Raw genomic sequence first — 15,793 nt, 5'->3', positions numbered from 1 at the left:
AAAGCGGGTGGGGTGGGGACTACTTGGTCTCGGCCTCGGCCTCGACCGCGGCCTCGTCCTCAGCAGCGACCTCGGTCTCCGCGGCGACCTCGGCGTCCGCCTCGCCCTCGGCGATGACCTCGGCGGAGTCCGCCTCGGCCTCGGCGAGGTCGGCGTCAGCGGCCTTCTCGGTCTCGGCGCTCGACTGCACCTCGGCCTGGCCCTGCAGCAGCTCCTGCTCCCACTCGGCGAGCGGCTCGGCCGGCTCGGTGCCCTCTTCAGGCTTCTGGTGACGCTGGATCAGGCCCTCGGCCGCGGCGTCGGCGACGATGCGGGTGAGGAGGCCGACGGAGCGGATGGCGTCGTCGTTGCCCGGGATCGGGTACTGGACCTCGTCCGGGTCGCAGTTCGTGTCGAGGATGGCGATGACCGGGATGCCCAGCTTCTTCGCCTCGTCGATCGCGAGGTGCTCCTTCTTGGTGTCGACGACCCAGAGCGCACTCGGGGTCTTCGTCAGGTTGCGGATGCCGCCGAGCGACTTGTGCAGCTTGTCCAGCTCGCGCTTCTTGATCAGCAGCTCCTTCTTGGTGAAGCCGCTGGTGGTGCCCTCGAAGTCGAGCTCCTCGAGCTCCTTCATGCGGGCGAGGCGCTTGGACACGGTCTGGAAGTTGGTCAGCAGACCACCCAGCCAGCGCTGGTTGACGTAGGGCTGGCCCACGCGGGTCGCCTGCTCGGCGATGGCCTGCTGCGCCTGCTTCTTGGTGCCGACGAAGAGGATGGTGCCGCCGTGGGCGACCGTCTCGCGGACGAAGTCGTAGGTCTTGTCGATGTACGTGAGCGACTGCTGCAGGTCGATGATGTAGCTGCCCGAGCGCTCCGTGAGGATGAATCGCTTCATCTTCGGGTTCCAGCGGCGGGTCTGGTGTCCGAAGTGGACGCCGCTGTCGAGCAGCTGGCGCATGGTGACGACGGCCATTGCCGTTTCTCCTTGTGTTTGACGCGCCCGGCGACGCGTGCGTCGTCCGGGTGCGGTATGCGGTTGTCCACGGCGGCCGGCGGCCACCGCTCCTGGTGCCCCGCGCACGTCCGCTCCCGGCACGCTCCGCGCGGAAGGACCGCGGTGAGCTGTGAGGGAGACCGGTGGAAGTGCGCCCCACCCTGCGGGTGTCCGGGCACGCGTAGTCACTCCGACGAGCGGAGTGCTCCGCACATCCTATCAGGAACGGACGGTCACACGATGTCGCCGCCGGCGCGCACCTGCGGCCCGCGTCCGCGCCCCTTCGCGTTCGTGAAGAGCGTCTCCGCCTGCTCCAGCGCCATGCCCTTGGTCTCCGGGATCTTGTAGAACACGAAGAAGAACGAGAGTGCGGCGAAGACGGCGTACATCCCGTAGGTGAACACCAGCGAGAAGTCCGACATCGGCGGGAACGACACCGTGACGAGGAAGTTGGCGATCCACTGGGCCGACGCCGCGACGCCGAGTGCCGCTCCACGGATCCGCGACGGGAAGATCTCGCCCAGCAGCACCCAGACCAGCGGCCCCCACGACGCACCGAAGCAGACCACGAAGACGTTCGCCGCGACCAGCGCGACGGGTCCCCACGGGTCGGGGAGCGAGACCTCGCCGTGCACCTTCGTGGCGAAGGCGAACGACAGCGCCATCACCCCGAGGGACAGCGCCATGCCGACGGAGCCGGTGAGCAGGATCGGGCGCCGGCCGACCCGGTCCACGAGCAGGATGGCGACGATCGTCACCACGACGTTGGTGACCGAGGTGATGACGGTGATGAGCAGCGAGTTGCTCTCGGTGAAGCCCACGGCGCGCCAGAGGGTCGTCGAGTAGTAGAAGATCACGTTGATGCCGACGAACTGCTGGAAGATCGACAGGATGATGCCGATCCAGACGATCGGCTTGAGACCGAAGCGGTTGCCGCGCAGCGACGCCTTGGCCCCCTCCTTGTCCTCCGCGATCGCGCGCTCGATGTCGGCGATCTGCCGGTCGACCTCGCTCTCCGGGACGAGCGTGGCGAAGATCGCGCGCGCCTCGTCGCGCTTGCCGGTCGCGAGCAGGTAGCGGGGCGACTCCGGGATGGTCAGGGCGAGGATGCCGTAGACGACCGACGGGACGACGCCGACGAGGAACATCCAGCGCCACGCCTCCAGCCCGAACCACAGCTGGCTGGACGCGGAGCCCGCCGTGCCGGCGAGGAGGGCGTCCGAGAGGAGGGCGACGAAGATACCGATGGTGATCGCGAGCTGCTGCAGCGAGGCGAGGCCGCCGCGCGACCGCTTGGGCGCGATCTCGGCGATGTAGGCCGGAGCGACCACCGAGGCGATGCCGATACCGAGGCCGCCGATCACACGCCAGAGGCCGAGGTCCCAGACCGAGAAGGCGAGACCGGCGCCGATCGAACTCACGAGGAACAGGACGGCACCGAGGAGCATGACCTTGAGTCGGCCCCAGCGGTCCGCCAGCCGTCCGGCGAGGTAGGCGCCGAGTGCGCAGCCGAGCAGGGCGATCGCGACGATGAAGCCGGTCACGAAGGCGTTCAGCGCGAAGTTGTGCTGGATCGAGTCCACGGCGCCGTTGATCACCGACGAGTCGAATCCGAACAGGAATCCGCCGATCGCGGCCGAGACCGCGAGTCCGACCACCCGGCGCTTCATCGCCGAGGTGGGCTGATATCCGGTGTCGCTCCCCGCGTCATCGGTGCTGCGTTGTCCAGACATGAGTTCCCCTTGTTCGATTGTGTGCCGCCGCCGATCCGCCGGCCCGCCCGGGCGCGCGCGAACCGGCGCTAGACACGGTACGCCCGGATCGGCGCTCGGCAACATCGACATGCGTCGGATGTGAAGAATGACCGTTCTCCACCGTTCGCGCTCGCCACCCCGTGCGCTGCCGCCTGCCCGCGAGGGTGGAGGTGGCGGAAGGAGCGAGCGATGGGACGACGGGGACGCCGGACCCTCGGTGGTGCCGGCTGCGGGAGACGGGCATGGCGCGTGAGCGCGCTCCTCCTGTTGGTGGCGGGAGTGGGGGCGACCGGTGTACCGCCGGGCGCCGCGGCCGTGCTCGCGCCTGGTCCTGCGACGGGATTCCCGACCGACTCCGCGGCGCGGTGGGCGTGGCCTGTCGTCCCTGCCCGGGTCGTCGAAGCGTTCGCCGCTCCCCCGAGCCCGTACGCCGCCGGACACCGCGGCATCGACCTGGCGGCTACGCCCGAGGTGCCCGTGACCGCGCCCGCCGACGCGACGGTCCGCTTCGCCGGGGTGGTGGTGGACCGGCCGGTGCTCACCCTCGATCACGGCGGAGGAGTGCTCTCGAGCTACGAGCCGCTCGCGACGGAGCTCGTCGCCGGTCAGCCGGTCGCGCGTGACGCTGCCGTCGGGCTCGTGGCGTCGGGCGGGCACTGCGGCGGAGGATGCCTCCACGTCGGGGTGCGGGTGGACGGCGCATACGTCTCGCCCCTGCTGTTCTTCGGCCGCGTGCCCCCGTCTGTGCTGCTGCCCCTCGGCCGCGGCGGGTGAGCCTGGCTCAGGCGCGCGGGTGTGCGAGGCGGTAGCTCTCCTTGAGCCGCTCCGTCGAGACGTGCGTGTAGATCTGGGTGGTGCCGAGGCTGGCATGGCCGAGGATCTCCTGCACGGCGCGCAGGTCCGCGCCGCCGTCGAGCAGGTGGGTGGCTGCCGTGTGGCGCAGCGTGTGCGGACCGGCCGGCCCTGCGCCGGGGATCTCTTGCAAGAGGCCGGCGACGAGGTCGTACACCGCGCGGGAGCCGAGGCGTCCGCCTCGCGCGCCGAGGAGGAGGGCCGGGCCCGAGCGATCGGCGGCCAGCGCCGGCCGGGCGTCGCCGAGGTAGCGCCGCAGGATGGTGCGTGCCGGGACGCCGAACGGTACGACGCGCTCCTTCGCCCCTTTGCCCAGCACCCGCACGGTCAGCCGGTCGAGGTCGACGTCGTCCACGTCGAGTCCCGTCAGCTCGGACACGCGGATCCCTGTCGCGTAGAGGAGTTCGATGACGGTGAGGTCGCGCAGGGCGCCCGGGTCTCCGTCGTCCGCGCGCGCGGCGAGGCCGGCGAGCAGCTCGTCCATCTGAGCGCGGGTGATCACGCGCGGGAGCGTCTTGTCCGGTCGCGGGGCGCGCAGCCGTGCGGCGGGGTCGCTCTGCTCCCCCGAGGCGCGTGTCAGCCAGGCGCTGAACCCGCGCGCCGCCGCGGATCGCCGCGCGAGCGTCGCCTTCGCCAGTTCGCGCTGGGCGCCCTCCCACAGCCAATCGCGGAGCAGTTCGAGCGAGAGCGCAGCCGTGTCGTCCGTGTCGCGCCCTGCGGCGAACGCGGCCAGCGACGCCAGGTCGGACCGATAGGCCCGCACCGTCTGCGCCGAGTATCCGCGCTCGACCTGGAGGTGTCGCGCGTACCCGTCGATCGCGTCCGTGAACTTCACCTCTCCAGCATCCCCCGCCGCGGTCCTCGATCGGCGCAGCGACCCTCGGCGGATCGGCGGATGGCGGATCGGCGGATGGCGGATCGGCCTTCGTGCAGGGGCGGACCTGAGGTCAGGGCGCGGCCTCCCATCCCCGTCCGGTCAGCCTGACGGCGCCGGCCAGTTCGAGTCTCCCCAGCGCGGCGACCACGTGTCTCGACGCCAGGCCCGTCGTGTGGGCGAGGTCCTCGGGATCGCCTCCACGTCCGGCCCTCACCGCCGAGAGGACCACACCGTCCGGGCTGTCGGGGTCTGCTCCTTCCGGGTACCCGGCGTCCCGTCCCGCGCCGATCGGGTCGGCCAGTTCGGCCATCTCGTCGACCGTGGTGACGCACGTCGCCGCGTACTCGCGGATGAGTCGGTGGCATCCGGCGGATGCAGGAGAGGTCACTGGCCCCGGCACGGCTCCCAGCGGTCGGCCCATCTCTGCCGCGTGCCCGGCCGTGTTGAGGGATCCGGAGCGATGACCCGCCTCGATGACCACGGTCGCCCCGCTCACCGCCGCGATGAGCCGGTTGCGCATGAGGAAGCGCCACCGGGTGGGTGTCGAACCGCACGGGAGCTCGCCGATCAGGAGGCCGGTGTCGCCCACTCGGCGCAACAGGTCGCTGTGACCGGCCGGATAGAGCCGATCCACTCCCCCGGCCAGGAACGCCACGGTGACGTGCCCGCTCGCGACCGCGGCCCGGTGCGCGGCACCGTCGATGCCGTAGGCGCCGCCCGAGACCACCGCGAAGCCCCGATCGCCGAGCCCTGCCGCGCTCTCCATCGCCACGTGCTCGCCGTATCCGGTCGCAGCACGAGCGCCGACCAGCGAGACGGACCGGTCGAGACGCTCGAGCCTCGTCGGGTCGCCACGCACCCACAGGGCGACCGGCTCGCCTGCGCCGAGTGAGGGAAGGCCCTGCGGCCATCCCGCGTCTTCGGGTGCGAGCAGGCGCGCATGGACGTGCGCCGCCATCTCGAGCGCCCGGGCCCCGGCCTCCGCCGAGCCGCGGGCTCGCCACCGTTCCAGGGCACCCGTCAGACGGGAGCGCTGCCGAGCACTGGACGGGTCGGCGCCGACCCGGGCGAGCAGATCGGCCGCATCGACCCCGTCGACGACGCACCTCGCCGCCTCGATCGGCCCGAGCGCGCCCATCAGGGCGCCGGCGTCGGTATCGCCGGGCTCGATCATCGTGCTGAGGACGGCCCGGGCGAACCGTGCTTCGAGGGCCTCCGACTCCGCCGATCGCCCTGAGGAGCCGGGTTCCGGTGCGACCGCGTCGAGGAGGGTCGCGATCCGTCGATGCGGGATGCCGAGGAAGGCGGATGTGCCGATCATGCGCCGATCCCCCGGCGGAGGAACAGCGCCCGGCCGATGTGCTCCGCCGTCGGCGCGGCCTCGCCGTCGAGGTCGGCGAGGGTCCAACCGAGACGCAGGGCACGATCGTAGCCGCGCATGGTGATCGAGCCTCGCTCCAGCGCCCGGTCGAGGGGCCCGATCGCCGCCGCCCCCACGCGCCTGGCTCCGGAGCGCAGCCAGGTCCCGGCGACATCCGCGTTGCGCCGCCAGCCGGTCCCGGCCAGTCGGGCGACGGCCGCGGCCCGGGCGACCTCGACACGTTCGCGGAGCGCGGCGCTCGTCCGCGGGCTCCGGTCGCCGTCCGACCCCGCTCGCAGCGCCGCGAGACCCAGTCGTCGCACCGTGAGATGGATGTCCACACGGTCGAGAAGCGGGCCGGACATCCGGGCGAGGTAGCGCCGTCGGGCGATGGGCGTGCAGGTGCACTCCTCGTCGACCGATCCGTACCGGCCGCACGGGCACGGGTTCGAGGCGAGGACGAGCTGGAACCGCGCCGGGAACGTCGCCGCCCCGCTCGCTCGGTGGATGCTGACCGCACCGGACTCGAGGGGCTGCCGCAGTGCGTCGAGGACGGACGGCGGGAACTCGGCGGCCTCGTCGAGGAAGAGCACCCCGTTCGTGGCGCGGACGATCGCGCCGGGAACGATGCGGCCGCTCCCGCCGCCGATGAGCGACACAGCGCTGGCGGTGTGGTGGGGCGCCTCGAACGGCCGCCGACGGACGAGGCCTCCGCCGACGCCGAGACCGACGAGGGAACGGATGGACGTCGACTCCAACGCCTCCTCTCCCGTCAGGTCGGGGAGGAGAGAAGGGAGCCGGCGCGCGAGCATGGTCTTGCCCGCACCCGGCGGTCCGACCATCGCCACATGATGTCCTCCCGCCGCTGCGGCCACGAGAGCGTCGACGGCCTCGTCGTTCCCCGCGACGTCGGCGAGATCCGGTTCGGACGTCTGCGACACCTCGACCGCGGGACCGTCGACGGGATCCACGTCGATCGGGTCGAGATCGGCCCCGTGTGCGATGGCCGCCGCACGCAGACCGGTCACCGCGACCACCTCGACTCCGTCGACCAGCTGCGCCTCGGCCGCATTGGCGGTCGGGACGAGCACCCGCCCGAACCCCGCGTCGCGTGCGGCGAGCACGGCCGGGAGCACCCCGGGGACCGGACGCAGACGCCCGTCGAGTCCGAGCTCGCCCAGATGGACGGCGCGAGCGGCGGATGCGGCGGGCACGTCGCCCGCGGCGGCCAGAGCCGCGATGGCGATCGCCAGGTCGAAGCCGCTCCCCTGTTTTCGAAGGGATGCCGGAGACAGGTTGACTGTCAGCTTGCGCTGGGTGAGCGGACTCCCGGCGTTGACGGCGGCCGCACTTACCCGCTTGCGGGACTCCCCGAGCGCGGCGTCCGGGAGCCCGATCAGGACGAACGCCGGGAGACCGGCGGAGATGTCGGCCTCGACCTCGACGATATCGCCGCGCACTCCCGTCAACGCCACCGCGAAGGCACGCGCGAGAGCCATCAGACGACTCCGGCCAGGTGCTCGACGGACGGCTCGGCGCTCCACGCGTCGATTACTGCGACCGCGTCGATCCGGATCTCGCCGGGTACCGGCCCGTTCTCGTGACACCATTCCGCGGCCAGCCGGCGCAGCCGCGCTTGCTTGGCCCGGGTGATCGCCTCGAACGGATGACCGTAGGCGAGCGACGTGCGCGTCTTCACCTCGGCGAAGACCGTGGTCGTGCCCTGACGCAGCACGAGATCGATCTCACCGCTCGCGCAGCGCCAATTGCGTTCGATCACGACGCATCCCGCCGCCTCGAGCCATCGGGCCGCGACGATCTCTCCGCGTCGACCGAGTTCATCCTTCTCTGCCATGTTTCCTCCCGCCACCAGCTTCGGCGGAGAGGTCGTTCAGGGCTGAGGGTGGATGCGGATCAGTGCAGAACCGTTAGATGAGACCCCCTGTGGAGGGAATCGGGCTACTCGTCGAGCGCGAGCTCCTTGGGGAGCTCGAACTCCTTGCTCGAGAGCTCCTCGATGTTGACGTCCTTGAAGGTCAGCACGCGCACGGACTTCACGAACCGGTCGGCGCGGTACACATCCCACACCCACACGTCGTTCATCGTCAGCTCGAAGTAGAAGTCGTGCTCGGTGTCCCGGCGCACGAACTCCACCTCGTTCGCGAGGTAGAACCGCCGCTCCGTCTCGATCACGTACTTGAACTGCGAGACGACGTCCCGATACTCGCGATACAAAGCCAACTCGACCTCGCGGTCGTAGTCGTCGAACTCGTCTTCATCCATCGTCTGCCAAGTCTATGCCGGTCCGGGCCTCAGAGCGGAATGTCGAGCATGGAGCTCTCTTTGAGCCAGGTGAGCCGGTGCAGTGCGCTCGGCCCGAGCGTGGAGAGCGCGGCGAAGTGCTCGCGGGAGGAATAGCCCTTGTTGCTCGCCCAGCCGTAGCCCGGGTACTGCGTGTCGTGCTGGATCATGAGCCGGTCGCGATGCACCTTCGCGATCACCGAGGCCGCGGCCACCGACGCGCAGTCGCGGTCGGCCTTCACCCGTGTGACGACGCGGGCGGGCCGCATCAGCGACGGGTTGAGGTAGTCGTAGTTGCCGTCGAGGATCAGCGTGCTGTCTCGCACGTCGGCGCCCTGCTCCTCCAGCTGCGCGAGGGCGCGCGCGCCGGCGAGGCCCAGGCATTTCATGATTCCGACGGAGTCGACCTCGGCGGCCGAGGCGAGCCCGACGGCGTGGAACAGGCTCCAGCGACGGCACGCGGGCTCCAGCGCCTCGCGGGCGGGCTCCGGCAGCAGCTTCGAGTCGCGCAGCCCGACGGGGATGCGCTTGACCGCGGTGTCGATGACGACCATGCCGACCGCGACCGGGCCGGCGAGGGCGCCGCGCCCGACCTCGTCAACGGCGACGATCGACGTCACACCGTCGCGGTACAGCGCCTTCTCGAAGCGCAGCGTCGGCGTCACCGGGGCCATCATCCTGACTTCTCCTCCACACGTGCGAAGACTTCAGGATAGTCGTCCAGCCAGGTCCACCGGCTCGCCGGCCAGCTGATCACGAACGCGCGCCCGACCACATTGGCCAGGGGGACGAACCCGTGGCCCGGCAGGCCCTGATTGCGGGAGGAGTCCTGCGAGCCGTACCGGTTGTCCCCCATCACCCACAGCTCGCCGGCAGGGACGGTGACGTCGAACGCGAGGGTCGCGGCGTTCTGCTGCCCGGAGGGGATGATGATGTACGGCTCGTCGATGGCGACCCCGTTCACCGTGAGCCGTCCGGTGGCGCTGCAGCACGCGACCCGATCGCCGGGGAGGCCGATCACCCGCTTGACCAGATGGTCGTCGCTGTCCGAGGCGGAGAGCCCGACGAAGGTCAACGCCGTGTCGACGGCCTGCCCGATCGCGTTCTGGTGGGTGGGTGCCGCAGGGGGCAGCCACCCGCCCGGATCGCGGAACACGACCACGTCGCCGCGGGCCACCGGGAACAGGGACGGCTGCAGCTCGTTGACGATGATCTTGTCCTGGATCTGCAAGGTGTTCTCCATCGACCCGGAGGGGATGTAGAAGGACCGGACGACGAAGGTCTTGACCAGGAACGAGACCAGCAGGGCCACCACGACGATGACGGCGATGTCCCGGACGAATCGCACGACCGAGCGCTGCCTGTCGCGCTCCTCCCCCGGCGCTCGCTGCGCTCTCGGGGAAACAGTCTCTTCCGTCATTTAACCGCCTGAGCTCCCGGTCCAGTGTAGGACCGGGAGCTCAGGATGACGGCGGCGGATGCCGCGCGAGTCGCTGCTGGGGGCAGCTCAGTTGTCGCGCTTCTCCTTGATCTTCGCCTTCTTGCCGCGCAGCTCGCGCAGGTAGTAGAGCTTGGCCCGACGGACGTCACCGCGGGTGACGACCTCGATCTTGTCGATGACCGGCGAGTGCACCGGGAAGGTGCGCTCGACGCCGACCTGGAAGCTGATCTTGCGGACCGTGAAGGTCTCGCGGACGCTCTCGCCCGAGCGGCCGATGACGACGCCCTGGAAGACCTGGACACGCGAGCGCGTGCCTTCGATGATGTTGACGTGCACCTTGACGGTGTCGCCGGCGCGGAACGCGGGGACGTCCGACTTGAGGGACGCGGCGTCGACCTGGTCGAGGATATGCATGGATGTTCGCTCTCTGCACCCGCCGACAGGTCGGGGACGGATTCGGGGCCTCCGGGCTCGCGCGCGGCCGGCCGTTTCATTCGGTTGGGGTGTGCGCGAGAGATGCTGGCTCCCCTGTGGCAGAGCCTGGCCGCGGCACAAGTATCAATTCTGCCATGCCGAGGCCTCAACCGCCAAAGCGGGTCAGCGCTCGTCGTGCCGTTCTTCGACGACGATGTACTCCACGCTGTCGAACTGGGGGTCCGGGCGGTGCACCTGCTGGGGCTGCGCAGCGCGCTCGTACGCGGCGAACGTCTCCTGCACGCGCGCACGCATGTCGGTGACGAGCTCCCAGAGCACGAGCCAGAACGTCCCGAGGAAGAACACGACAGCGAGCACCGCCAGCCAGCCCGTCGCCCCGGCCGGGAAGAACCCGAAGGCGATGACGGAGGCGTGCCACCCGGTCAGCAGGGCGACGTCCGCCCAGGAGACCGCACGGACATCGCGCGCGCTGCGGCGGGCGACCGTGATGCCGCCGACGGCCAGCTGGGCGAGGAAGAGGATCGGGCACAGGATCAGCAGCCCGAGGAAGCTCCAGCCGCTGCCCTGGCTGAACGACGCCCAGCCGATCAGCAGCCACACCGGGAGCACCACGGCGGACGGGAAGAGCCACCAGTAGAACGCCTTGCGGATGATCACGCCTTCAGGGTAGCCGCGCGCGCCTGTGCGGCGGCTGCGGGTTCGCCGAGGGCCGAATCGCCGTGGAAGACTGGGATCCGCCCGTGCACGACGTGCGCGGCGACCGGAGGAGGACGCACCCGTGATCGAGCTGAGGACCCCCGCGGAGATCGAGCAGATGCGGCCGGCCGGCCGGTTCGTCGCCGAGGTGCTGGCCGAGACGGCCGCGGCCGCCACGGTCGGCGTCAACCTGCTGGAGCTCGACCGCATCGCGCACGCGCTCATCCGGAAGCGCGGCGCCGAGTCCTGCTACATCGACTACCACCCGTCGTTCGGGGCCAGCCCGTTCGGCAAGGTGATCTGCACCTCGGTGAACGACGCCGTGCTGCACGGCCTCCCCCACGACTACCGTCTACAGGACGGCGACCTCCTGAGCCTCGACTTCGCCGCGAGCGTCGACGGCTGGGTCGCCGACTCCGCGATCTCCATCGTCGTCGGGTCGGCTCGCGACGAGGACCTCCGCCTCATCGACACCACCCGCCGCGCGCTCGCCGCGGGGATCGCCGCCGCGCAGCCCGGCGGACGGATCGGCGACATCTCCGCCGCGATCGCCGCTGTCGCGCACGCCGAGGGCTACTCGATCAACACGCAGTTCGGCGGCCACGGCGTCGGCCGCACGATGCACGGCGACCCGCACGTGCCGAACGACGGCCGCGCCGGACGGGGATTCCCGTTGAAGCCCGGACTCGTCATCGCGATCGAGCCCTGGTTCCTCGAGACCACCGACGAGATCTTCACCGATCCCGACGGCTGGACGTTGCGCAGTGCGGACGGCTCACGTGGCGCCCACTCGGAGCACACCGTCGCCATCACCGACGCCGGCCCGCTGATCCTCTCCGCGCCGTAGCGCGGCAGGTCACGGCAGGAGGTCGGGCCGGACGCGGCGGGTGCGCTCGATCTGCTGGTCGTGCCGCCAGGTCGCGATCGCCCCGTGGTTGCCCGAGAGCAGGACGGGCGGCACCGGGTGGCCGCGCCATTCGGCGGGCTTGGTGTAGCTCGGGTACTCCAGCAGGCCGTCCTCGTGGGACTCCTGGACGAGGCTCTCCGGATTGCCGACGACCCCGGGGATCAGTCGCCCGACCGCCTCGATCATGGCCATCGTGGCGACCTCGCCGCCGTTGAGCACGTAGTCCCCGATGCTCATCAACCGCACCCGCGCCCGAGCGGACGTGTCGTCGAAGACGCGCTGGTCGATCCCTTCGTAGCGGCCGCAGCCGAACACGAGGTGCTGCTCGCCGGCGAGCTCGCGTGCGATGGCCTGGGTGAAGACCTCCCCCGCCGGAGACGGGAAGATCACGACGGGGTCGTCCGCACCGTCGCCGAGCACGTGATCCAGCGCCTCGCCCCAGGGCTCCGGCTTCATCACCATTCCGGCGCCGCCGCCGTACGGGGTGTCGTCGACCGTGCGGTGCCGGTCGTGGGTGTAGTCGCGGAGGTCGTGGACGCCGAGCTCGATGATGCCGGACTGGCGCGCCTTGCCGAGCAGGGAGATGTCCAGCACATCGAAGAACGTCGGGAAGATCGTGACGATATCGATGCGCATGGAGTCGAGTCTATTCGGGCACGACGGCCAGCTCCCGATCGCGCGGCACCAGGGGGGTGGCGACCGCGGGGCAGAGCGCGACCAGCGCGAACGCGACCGGATAGCCGAGCCAGCCGATCAGACCGCCGACCGCCGGCCCTACGACGGAGGCCGCCAGGAACTGACCGGTGTTCTGCGCCCCGAGCGCGCGTCCCGACCAGAACGGCCCGGCGATCTCGGCCACCGAGGTGTAGGCGAGCCCGTTGTCGGCGACGGTGACGATCGCGGCGACGATCAGGATCACGGCGGCGGGGACGGAGCCGAGGGCCGAGGCCGCCGCCATGAGCAGCATGACGCCGACGGCGGCGAACGACACCCAGCGCAGGGGCCTCAGGTGGCTGCCGACCCGGTCGCTCAGCACGCCCACCCCGATCCGCCCGATCGCGCCGGCGAACTGGCTCACGCCGATGACGACTCCCGCCGCCAGCGACGAGAAGTGCAGCTGGGTGACGAGCCACACCAGCCCGAAGGTGGAGATGGTGAACTGCGGCACGACGAGCAGCATCGACACACCGTGGATGCGCCAGAGCAGCGACGTCTCGCGATACGGGCGCCAGACGGCCTGCTGGTGCGGCGCCTCACCGGCCCGCGCCGTGCGCGGCGGACGGGGCGGGTCGACGATCCCGGCGGCGCACAGCACGGCGGAGACGGCGCAGAGCACGGTCGGGACGACGAGTGCCGCAGCGACGCCCCCGGCGCTCGCGAGCACGGGGATCGAGATCGCCGCGATGGCGACGCCCAGCGGCTGGCACATCTGCCGGATGCCCATGGCCAGTCCCCGGCGCTCCTTGGGGAACCAGCCGATGACGACCCGGCCGCTCGCCGCGTTCGGGCTGGCCGCAGCCATCCCGCCCAGCAGGAAGAAGACGCCGAGGGCGACGTAGGACGAGACGAACATCGCGCCCAGTCCGGCCAGCGCGGTCAGGGCGAGCCCGGAGGCGATGACCCAGCGCTCCCCGATGCGGTCGCTGAGGGCGCCCCACGCGATCAGCGTCAGCACCAGCCCGAGTGTGGGTGCGGAGGCGAGCAGCCCCGCCTGGGCGAGGCTGAGCCCGCGCTCGGAGTGGAGCAGCGGGATGAGGAACGCCGGCGTCGAGACGAACACGGTGGAGCTCGCCTGGGCGAGCACGCCGAAGCCGAGCATCAGCCACGGGCGGGGACGTCGCGGGCCGGATCGTTGGAGAACGGGCATCATGCGGTATACCCTAGTGGTATACCAAGCCGGTGCACCAAACCGGCAGTCGACGTCGAGAGGACGCCATGAGCGAGCAGCCGACCGCCTACGAACGCTTGCGGGCCGAGATCCTCGACCTCGACCGCGTGCCGGGATCACGCCTCACCGAGCGCGGACTCGAGACGGACCTCGGGGTCTCCCGCACCCCCCTGCGCGCCGCCCTGATGCGACTGGAGGGCGAAGGACTCGTCTCGCGCGACGGGCGCGCCTGGCAGGTCTCCCCCATCGACCTGGGCGAGATCGGGCGGCTCAGCGAGCTCCGCGATGCCCTCGAGACGGCAGCGGTCCGCCTCACCTGCGCGCGGGCGTCCGACGAGGAGATCGCCGCTCTCGCCGAGCGACTCGGGAAGTACGACCTCGGGCGCACCCACGAGGACGCGATCGGTGCGGGCACCGGCTTCCATGTGCGCCTGGCCGCCCTCAGCGGCAACCACTTCTTCGCCGACTCGGTCGACTCCGCCATGACGCGGCTGTCGCGCACGCGCTGGTTGGAGGTCCGCAGCGAGGAATCCCGGCGGACCGCCTGGGAGGAGCACCGCAGCATTATGAACCTGGTCGCCGCACGGGATGCGGACGCCGCGGCGGAGTACATCCACCGGCACATCGTCGCGACCCACGAGCGCCTCGCCGGCGCACTGGGGACGGATGCGCGAGGGCTCCGCGCGCGGGGGCTGGCGATCGTCGGCTGAGACGCGAAACGCCCCGACCGTCCGGTCGGGGCGCTTGGCGTCGAATGATGCGTGGTCAGCTGTCGGCCGACGGCTCCTCGGTGGCGGAATCCTCCGTGTCCGATTCCTCGGGCGCCGATTCCTCGACCTCAGGGATCTCTTCGAAGAGCCCCGTCGGCGGAGTGAGGATGACGGTGCCGGCGGCAAGGTCGACCTCGGGCACGATCGCCTTGACGAACGGCACGAGGACCTCGCCGGCGTCGGTCTTGATCGCCAGCAGATCCTGCGCCGGGAGGTGATCCACCCGGGCGACCGTTCCGACCGGCTGACCGTCGCGGACGGCGCTCAGGCCGACCAGCTGGTGGTCGTACCAGGCGTCCTCCTCCTCGGGCAGCTCTTTGACGTCCTGACTCACCCAGAGGATGGCCTTGACCAGGGTCTCGGCTTCGTCGCGGTCGTCGACGCCCTCGAAGAACCCGACGGCGTGGCCGTTGTACCAGCGCAGCTCGGTGAGCCGGAGGGTCTTGCCGTGCCACTTCGACGCCGTCGGCACCTGGAGGGTGAACTCGGCGCCCGGGACGAACCGCTTCTCCGGCTCGTCCGTGAACAGCTCCAGCTTGAGGGCTCCCTTGAGCCCGTGGGCCTTCGTGAGCCGCCCGATGCGGAGCTCGGTCTGATCAGGTCGCGGAGCGACGTCCTTGCGGGGCAGCTTGTGGTCGGCCACCTCAGTCGTCGACGACGTCGACGCGGACGCGACGGCCGTCGGCCAGCGCGGACACGAGCGTGCGAAGCGCCTTGGCCGTACGACCGGAGCGACCGATCACCCGGCCGAGGTCCTCGGGATTCACACGAATCTCGAGGACCTCGCCACGCGGCGAATTCTTGGCCACGACGTGCACGTCGTCCGGGTGGTCGACGATGCCCTTGACCAGATGCGTGAGCGCGGGTGCGAGCAAGGTGTTACGCCTTCTCGCCGTCGGCCTCGGCGACGATCTCTTCGGCCTCGGCGACGACCTCGGCCTCAGCGGCCTCCTCGGCGACGACCTCGGCCTCGACGACGGCCTCTGCCTCGGCGGCGACGGCAGCAGGCTTCTCGGCCTTCGGCTTGAGGACCGGCTTCTTCTTCTCGTCGGCGACGAAGGCGACCTTCTCGTCGGCCGTCTTCACGGTCGAGACGGCGTCCTTGTCGCCCTTGAACTTGCCCCAGTCGCCCGTGAGCTTGAGGAGCACGAGGACCTGCTCGGACGGCTGAGCGCCGACGCTGAGCCAGTACTGGGCGCGGTCGGAGTCGACCTCGATGCGCGAGGGCTCCTCGGTCGGGTGGTACAGACCGATCTCCTCGATGACGCGACCGTCGCGCTTGGTGCGCGAGTCGGCGACGACGATGCGGTAGTACGGAGCGCGAATCTTGCCGAGGCGCTTCAGACGGATTTTGACAGCCACAATTCTCCTGTGTTGATGAGTGAGTTTCGTCGAACTGACTGCCGCGGGCGTGGGGGCACACTCGGCAGGAGGTCTTTGGTATCCCGCCGAACCGGATAGAGGGTCGGGTAAGGCGGAACTCAACTAGCTATTCTGTCAGATACTGCCCTGCTTTGAACAATCGGACGGACGGGA

General features: G+C 70.6%; 19 protein-coding genes. 3 read left to right on the top strand and 16 right to left on the bottom strand.

Annotation, left to right across the window (positions count from 1 at the left end):
* Positions 1–19 precede the first annotated feature (19 nt).
* Positions 20–955 (bottom strand): 30S ribosomal protein S2, encoded by a 936-nt coding sequence (gene rpsB, locus ACFVU2_RS07950; RefSeq protein ID WP_387872771.1) that lies wholly within the window; start codon positions 953–955, stop codon positions 20–22.
* Between the two features lie 254 nt (positions 956–1,209).
* Positions 1,210–2,646: a sugar porter family MFS transporter gene (locus ACFVU2_RS07945; RefSeq protein ID WP_387874380.1), complete on the bottom strand. Its 1,437-nt coding sequence runs from the start codon at positions 2,644–2,646 to the stop codon at positions 1,210–1,212.
* A 333-nt stretch (positions 2,647–2,979) separates the two neighbouring features.
* On the opposite strand from ACFVU2_RS07945, the gene ACFVU2_RS07940 reads away from it, so the two are divergent.
* Positions 2,980–3,504, top strand: a complete 525-nt coding sequence (locus ACFVU2_RS07940) for a murein hydrolase activator EnvC family protein (protein WP_387872769.1) — start codon at positions 2,980–2,982, stop codon at positions 3,502–3,504.
* Positions 3,505–3,511: 7 nt separating this feature from the next.
* Here ACFVU2_RS07940 and ACFVU2_RS07935 read toward each other — a convergent pair whose 3' ends face one another.
* The 9 genes from ACFVU2_RS07935 to ACFVU2_RS07895 form a co-directional block, all read right to left on the bottom strand.
* The gene (locus ACFVU2_RS07935; RefSeq protein WP_387872767.1) at positions 3,512–4,417 is read right to left on the bottom strand and encodes a tyrosine recombinase XerC; all 906 of its coding nucleotides are present in this window, start codon (positions 4,415–4,417) and stop codon (positions 3,512–3,514) included.
* A gap of 112 nt (positions 4,418–4,529) precedes the next feature.
* A complete protein-coding gene (dprA, locus tag ACFVU2_RS07930; RefSeq protein WP_387872765.1) occupies positions 4,530–5,780 on the bottom strand; it encodes a DNA-processing protein DprA in 1,251 nt (416 codons plus the stop codon).
* Positions 5,777–7,318, bottom strand: a complete 1,542-nt coding sequence (locus tag ACFVU2_RS07925; RefSeq protein WP_387872763.1) for a YifB family Mg chelatase-like AAA ATPase — start codon at positions 7,316–7,318, stop codon at positions 5,777–5,779. Before ACFVU2_RS07925 ends, dprA begins: the two co-directional genes overlap by 4 nt.
* On the bottom strand, positions 7,318–7,674 hold the full coding sequence (locus ACFVU2_RS07920) for a YraN family protein (RefSeq protein WP_387872762.1): 357 nt from the start codon (positions 7,672–7,674) through the stop codon (positions 7,318–7,320). Before ACFVU2_RS07920 ends, ACFVU2_RS07925 begins: the two co-directional genes overlap by 1 nt.
* 104 nt (positions 7,675–7,778) lie before the next feature.
* A complete protein-coding gene (locus ACFVU2_RS07915; protein WP_018190696.1) occupies positions 7,779–8,102 on the bottom strand; it encodes a DUF2469 family protein in 324 nt (107 codons plus the stop codon).
* A 29-nt stretch (positions 8,103–8,131) separates the two neighbouring features.
* Positions 8,132–8,794, bottom strand: coding sequence for a ribonuclease HII (locus ACFVU2_RS07910; protein WP_387874378.1), 663 nt, complete (start codon positions 8,792–8,794; stop codon positions 8,132–8,134).
* Positions 8,794–9,540: a signal peptidase I gene (gene lepB, locus ACFVU2_RS07905; RefSeq protein ID WP_387872760.1), complete on the bottom strand. Its 747-nt coding sequence runs from the start codon at positions 9,538–9,540 to the stop codon at positions 8,794–8,796. The genes ACFVU2_RS07910 and lepB overlap by 1 nt, the downstream gene beginning before the upstream one ends.
* Before the next feature lie 87 nt (positions 9,541–9,627).
* The gene (gene rplS / locus ACFVU2_RS07900; protein WP_387872758.1) at positions 9,628–9,975 is read right to left on the bottom strand and encodes a 50S ribosomal protein L19; all 348 of its coding nucleotides are present in this window, start codon (positions 9,973–9,975) and stop codon (positions 9,628–9,630) included.
* Positions 9,976–10,158: 183 nt separating this feature from the next.
* Entirely contained in the window at positions 10,159–10,653 is a 495-nt protein-coding gene (locus tag ACFVU2_RS07895; RefSeq protein WP_387872756.1) for a hypothetical protein, read from the bottom strand.
* A 121-nt stretch (positions 10,654–10,774) separates the two neighbouring features.
* On the opposite strand from ACFVU2_RS07895, the gene map reads away from it, so the two are divergent.
* On the top strand, positions 10,775–11,539 hold the full coding sequence (gene map / locus ACFVU2_RS07890; RefSeq protein WP_387872754.1) for a type I methionyl aminopeptidase: 765 nt from the start codon (positions 10,775–10,777) through the stop codon (positions 11,537–11,539).
* A gap of 9 nt (positions 11,540–11,548) precedes the next feature.
* Here the strand turns inward: map and trmD are convergent, their stop codons facing one another.
* Entirely contained in the window at positions 11,549–12,235 is a 687-nt protein-coding gene (trmD, locus tag ACFVU2_RS07885; RefSeq protein WP_387872752.1) for a tRNA (guanosine(37)-N1)-methyltransferase TrmD, read from the bottom strand.
* A 10-nt stretch (positions 12,236–12,245) separates the two neighbouring features.
* On the bottom strand, positions 12,246–13,466 hold the full coding sequence (locus ACFVU2_RS07880) for an MFS transporter (RefSeq protein ID WP_387874375.1): 1,221 nt from the start codon (positions 13,464–13,466) through the stop codon (positions 12,246–12,248).
* A 68-nt stretch (positions 13,467–13,534) separates the two neighbouring features.
* On the opposite strand from ACFVU2_RS07880, the gene ACFVU2_RS07875 reads away from it, so the two are divergent.
* Positions 13,535–14,197 carry a GntR family transcriptional regulator gene (locus ACFVU2_RS07875; RefSeq protein ID WP_387872750.1) on the top strand — a complete coding sequence of 221 codons (663 nt, stop codon included), beginning with the start codon at positions 13,535–13,537 and terminating at the stop codon, positions 14,195–14,197.
* A 55-nt stretch (positions 14,198–14,252) separates the two neighbouring features.
* Here ACFVU2_RS07875 and rimM read toward each other — a convergent pair whose 3' ends face one another.
* Genes rimM through rpsP form a run of 3 tightly spaced genes read right to left on the bottom strand, consistent with a single transcriptional unit; the run spans position 14,253 to position 15,619 of the window.
* Complete coding sequence (rimM, locus tag ACFVU2_RS07870) at positions 14,253–14,900, bottom strand: ribosome maturation factor RimM (protein ID WP_387872748.1); 648 nt, start codon at positions 14,898–14,900, stop codon at positions 14,253–14,255.
* A 1-nt stretch (position 14,901) separates the two neighbouring features.
* Positions 14,902–15,132, bottom strand: a complete 231-nt coding sequence (locus tag ACFVU2_RS07865; RefSeq protein ID WP_387872746.1) for an RNA-binding protein — start codon at positions 15,130–15,132, stop codon at positions 14,902–14,904.
* Positions 15,133–15,136: 4 nt separating this feature from the next.
* Complete coding sequence (gene rpsP, locus ACFVU2_RS07860) at positions 15,137–15,619, bottom strand: 30S ribosomal protein S16 (protein WP_387872744.1); 483 nt, start codon at positions 15,617–15,619, stop codon at positions 15,137–15,139.
* Positions 15,620–15,793: the final 174 nt, after the last annotated feature.

The organism is Leifsonia sp. NPDC058194, from assembly GCF_042883605.1.
GTDB lineage: Bacteria > Actinomycetota > Actinomycetes > Actinomycetales > Microbacteriaceae > Leifsonia.
This window is presented reverse-complemented; position numbering and strand designations above follow the sequence as displayed.

Excerpts from the sequence above, each read along its gene's own strand:
- rpsB (WP_387872771.1), bottom strand. The coding sequence starts at position 955 with ATGGCCGTCGTCACCATGCGCCAGCTGCTCGACAGCGGCGTCCACTTC.
- ACFVU2_RS07945 (WP_387874380.1), bottom strand. The coding sequence starts at position 2,646 with ATGAAGCGCCGGGTGGTCGGACTCGCGGTCTCGGCCGCGATCGGCGGA.
- dprA (WP_387872765.1), bottom strand. The coding sequence starts at position 5,780 with ATGATCGGCACATCCGCCTTCCTCGGCATCCCGCATCGACGGATCGCG.
- ACFVU2_RS07925 (WP_387872763.1), bottom strand. The coding sequence starts at position 7,318 with ATGGCTCTCGCGCGTGCCTTCGCGGTGGCGTTGACGGGAGTGCGCGGC.
- ACFVU2_RS07920 (WP_387872762.1), bottom strand. The coding sequence starts at position 7,674 with ATGGCAGAGAAGGATGAACTCGGTCGACGCGGAGAGATCGTCGCGGCC.
- ACFVU2_RS07915 (WP_018190696.1), bottom strand. The coding sequence starts at position 8,102 with ATGGATGAAGACGAGTTCGACGACTACGACCGCGAGGTCGAGTTGGCT.
- ACFVU2_RS07910 (WP_387874378.1), bottom strand. The coding sequence starts at position 8,794 with ATGGCCCCGGTGACGCCGACGCTGCGCTTCGAGAAGGCGCTGTACCGC.
- lepB (WP_387872760.1), bottom strand. The coding sequence starts at position 9,540 with ATGACGGAAGAGACTGTTTCCCCGAGAGCGCAGCGAGCGCCGGGGGAG.
- rplS (WP_387872758.1), bottom strand. The coding sequence starts at position 9,975 with ATGCATATCCTCGACCAGGTCGACGCCGCGTCCCTCAAGTCGGACGTC.
- trmD (WP_387872752.1), bottom strand. The coding sequence starts at position 12,235 with ATGCGCATCGATATCGTCACGATCTTCCCGACGTTCTTCGATGTGCTG.
- ACFVU2_RS07880 (WP_387874375.1), bottom strand. The coding sequence starts at position 13,466 with ATGCCCGTTCTCCAACGATCCGGCCCGCGACGTCCCCGCCCGTGGCTG.
- ACFVU2_RS07875 (WP_387872750.1), top strand. The coding sequence starts at position 13,535 with ATGAGCGAGCAGCCGACCGCCTACGAACGCTTGCGGGCCGAGATCCTC.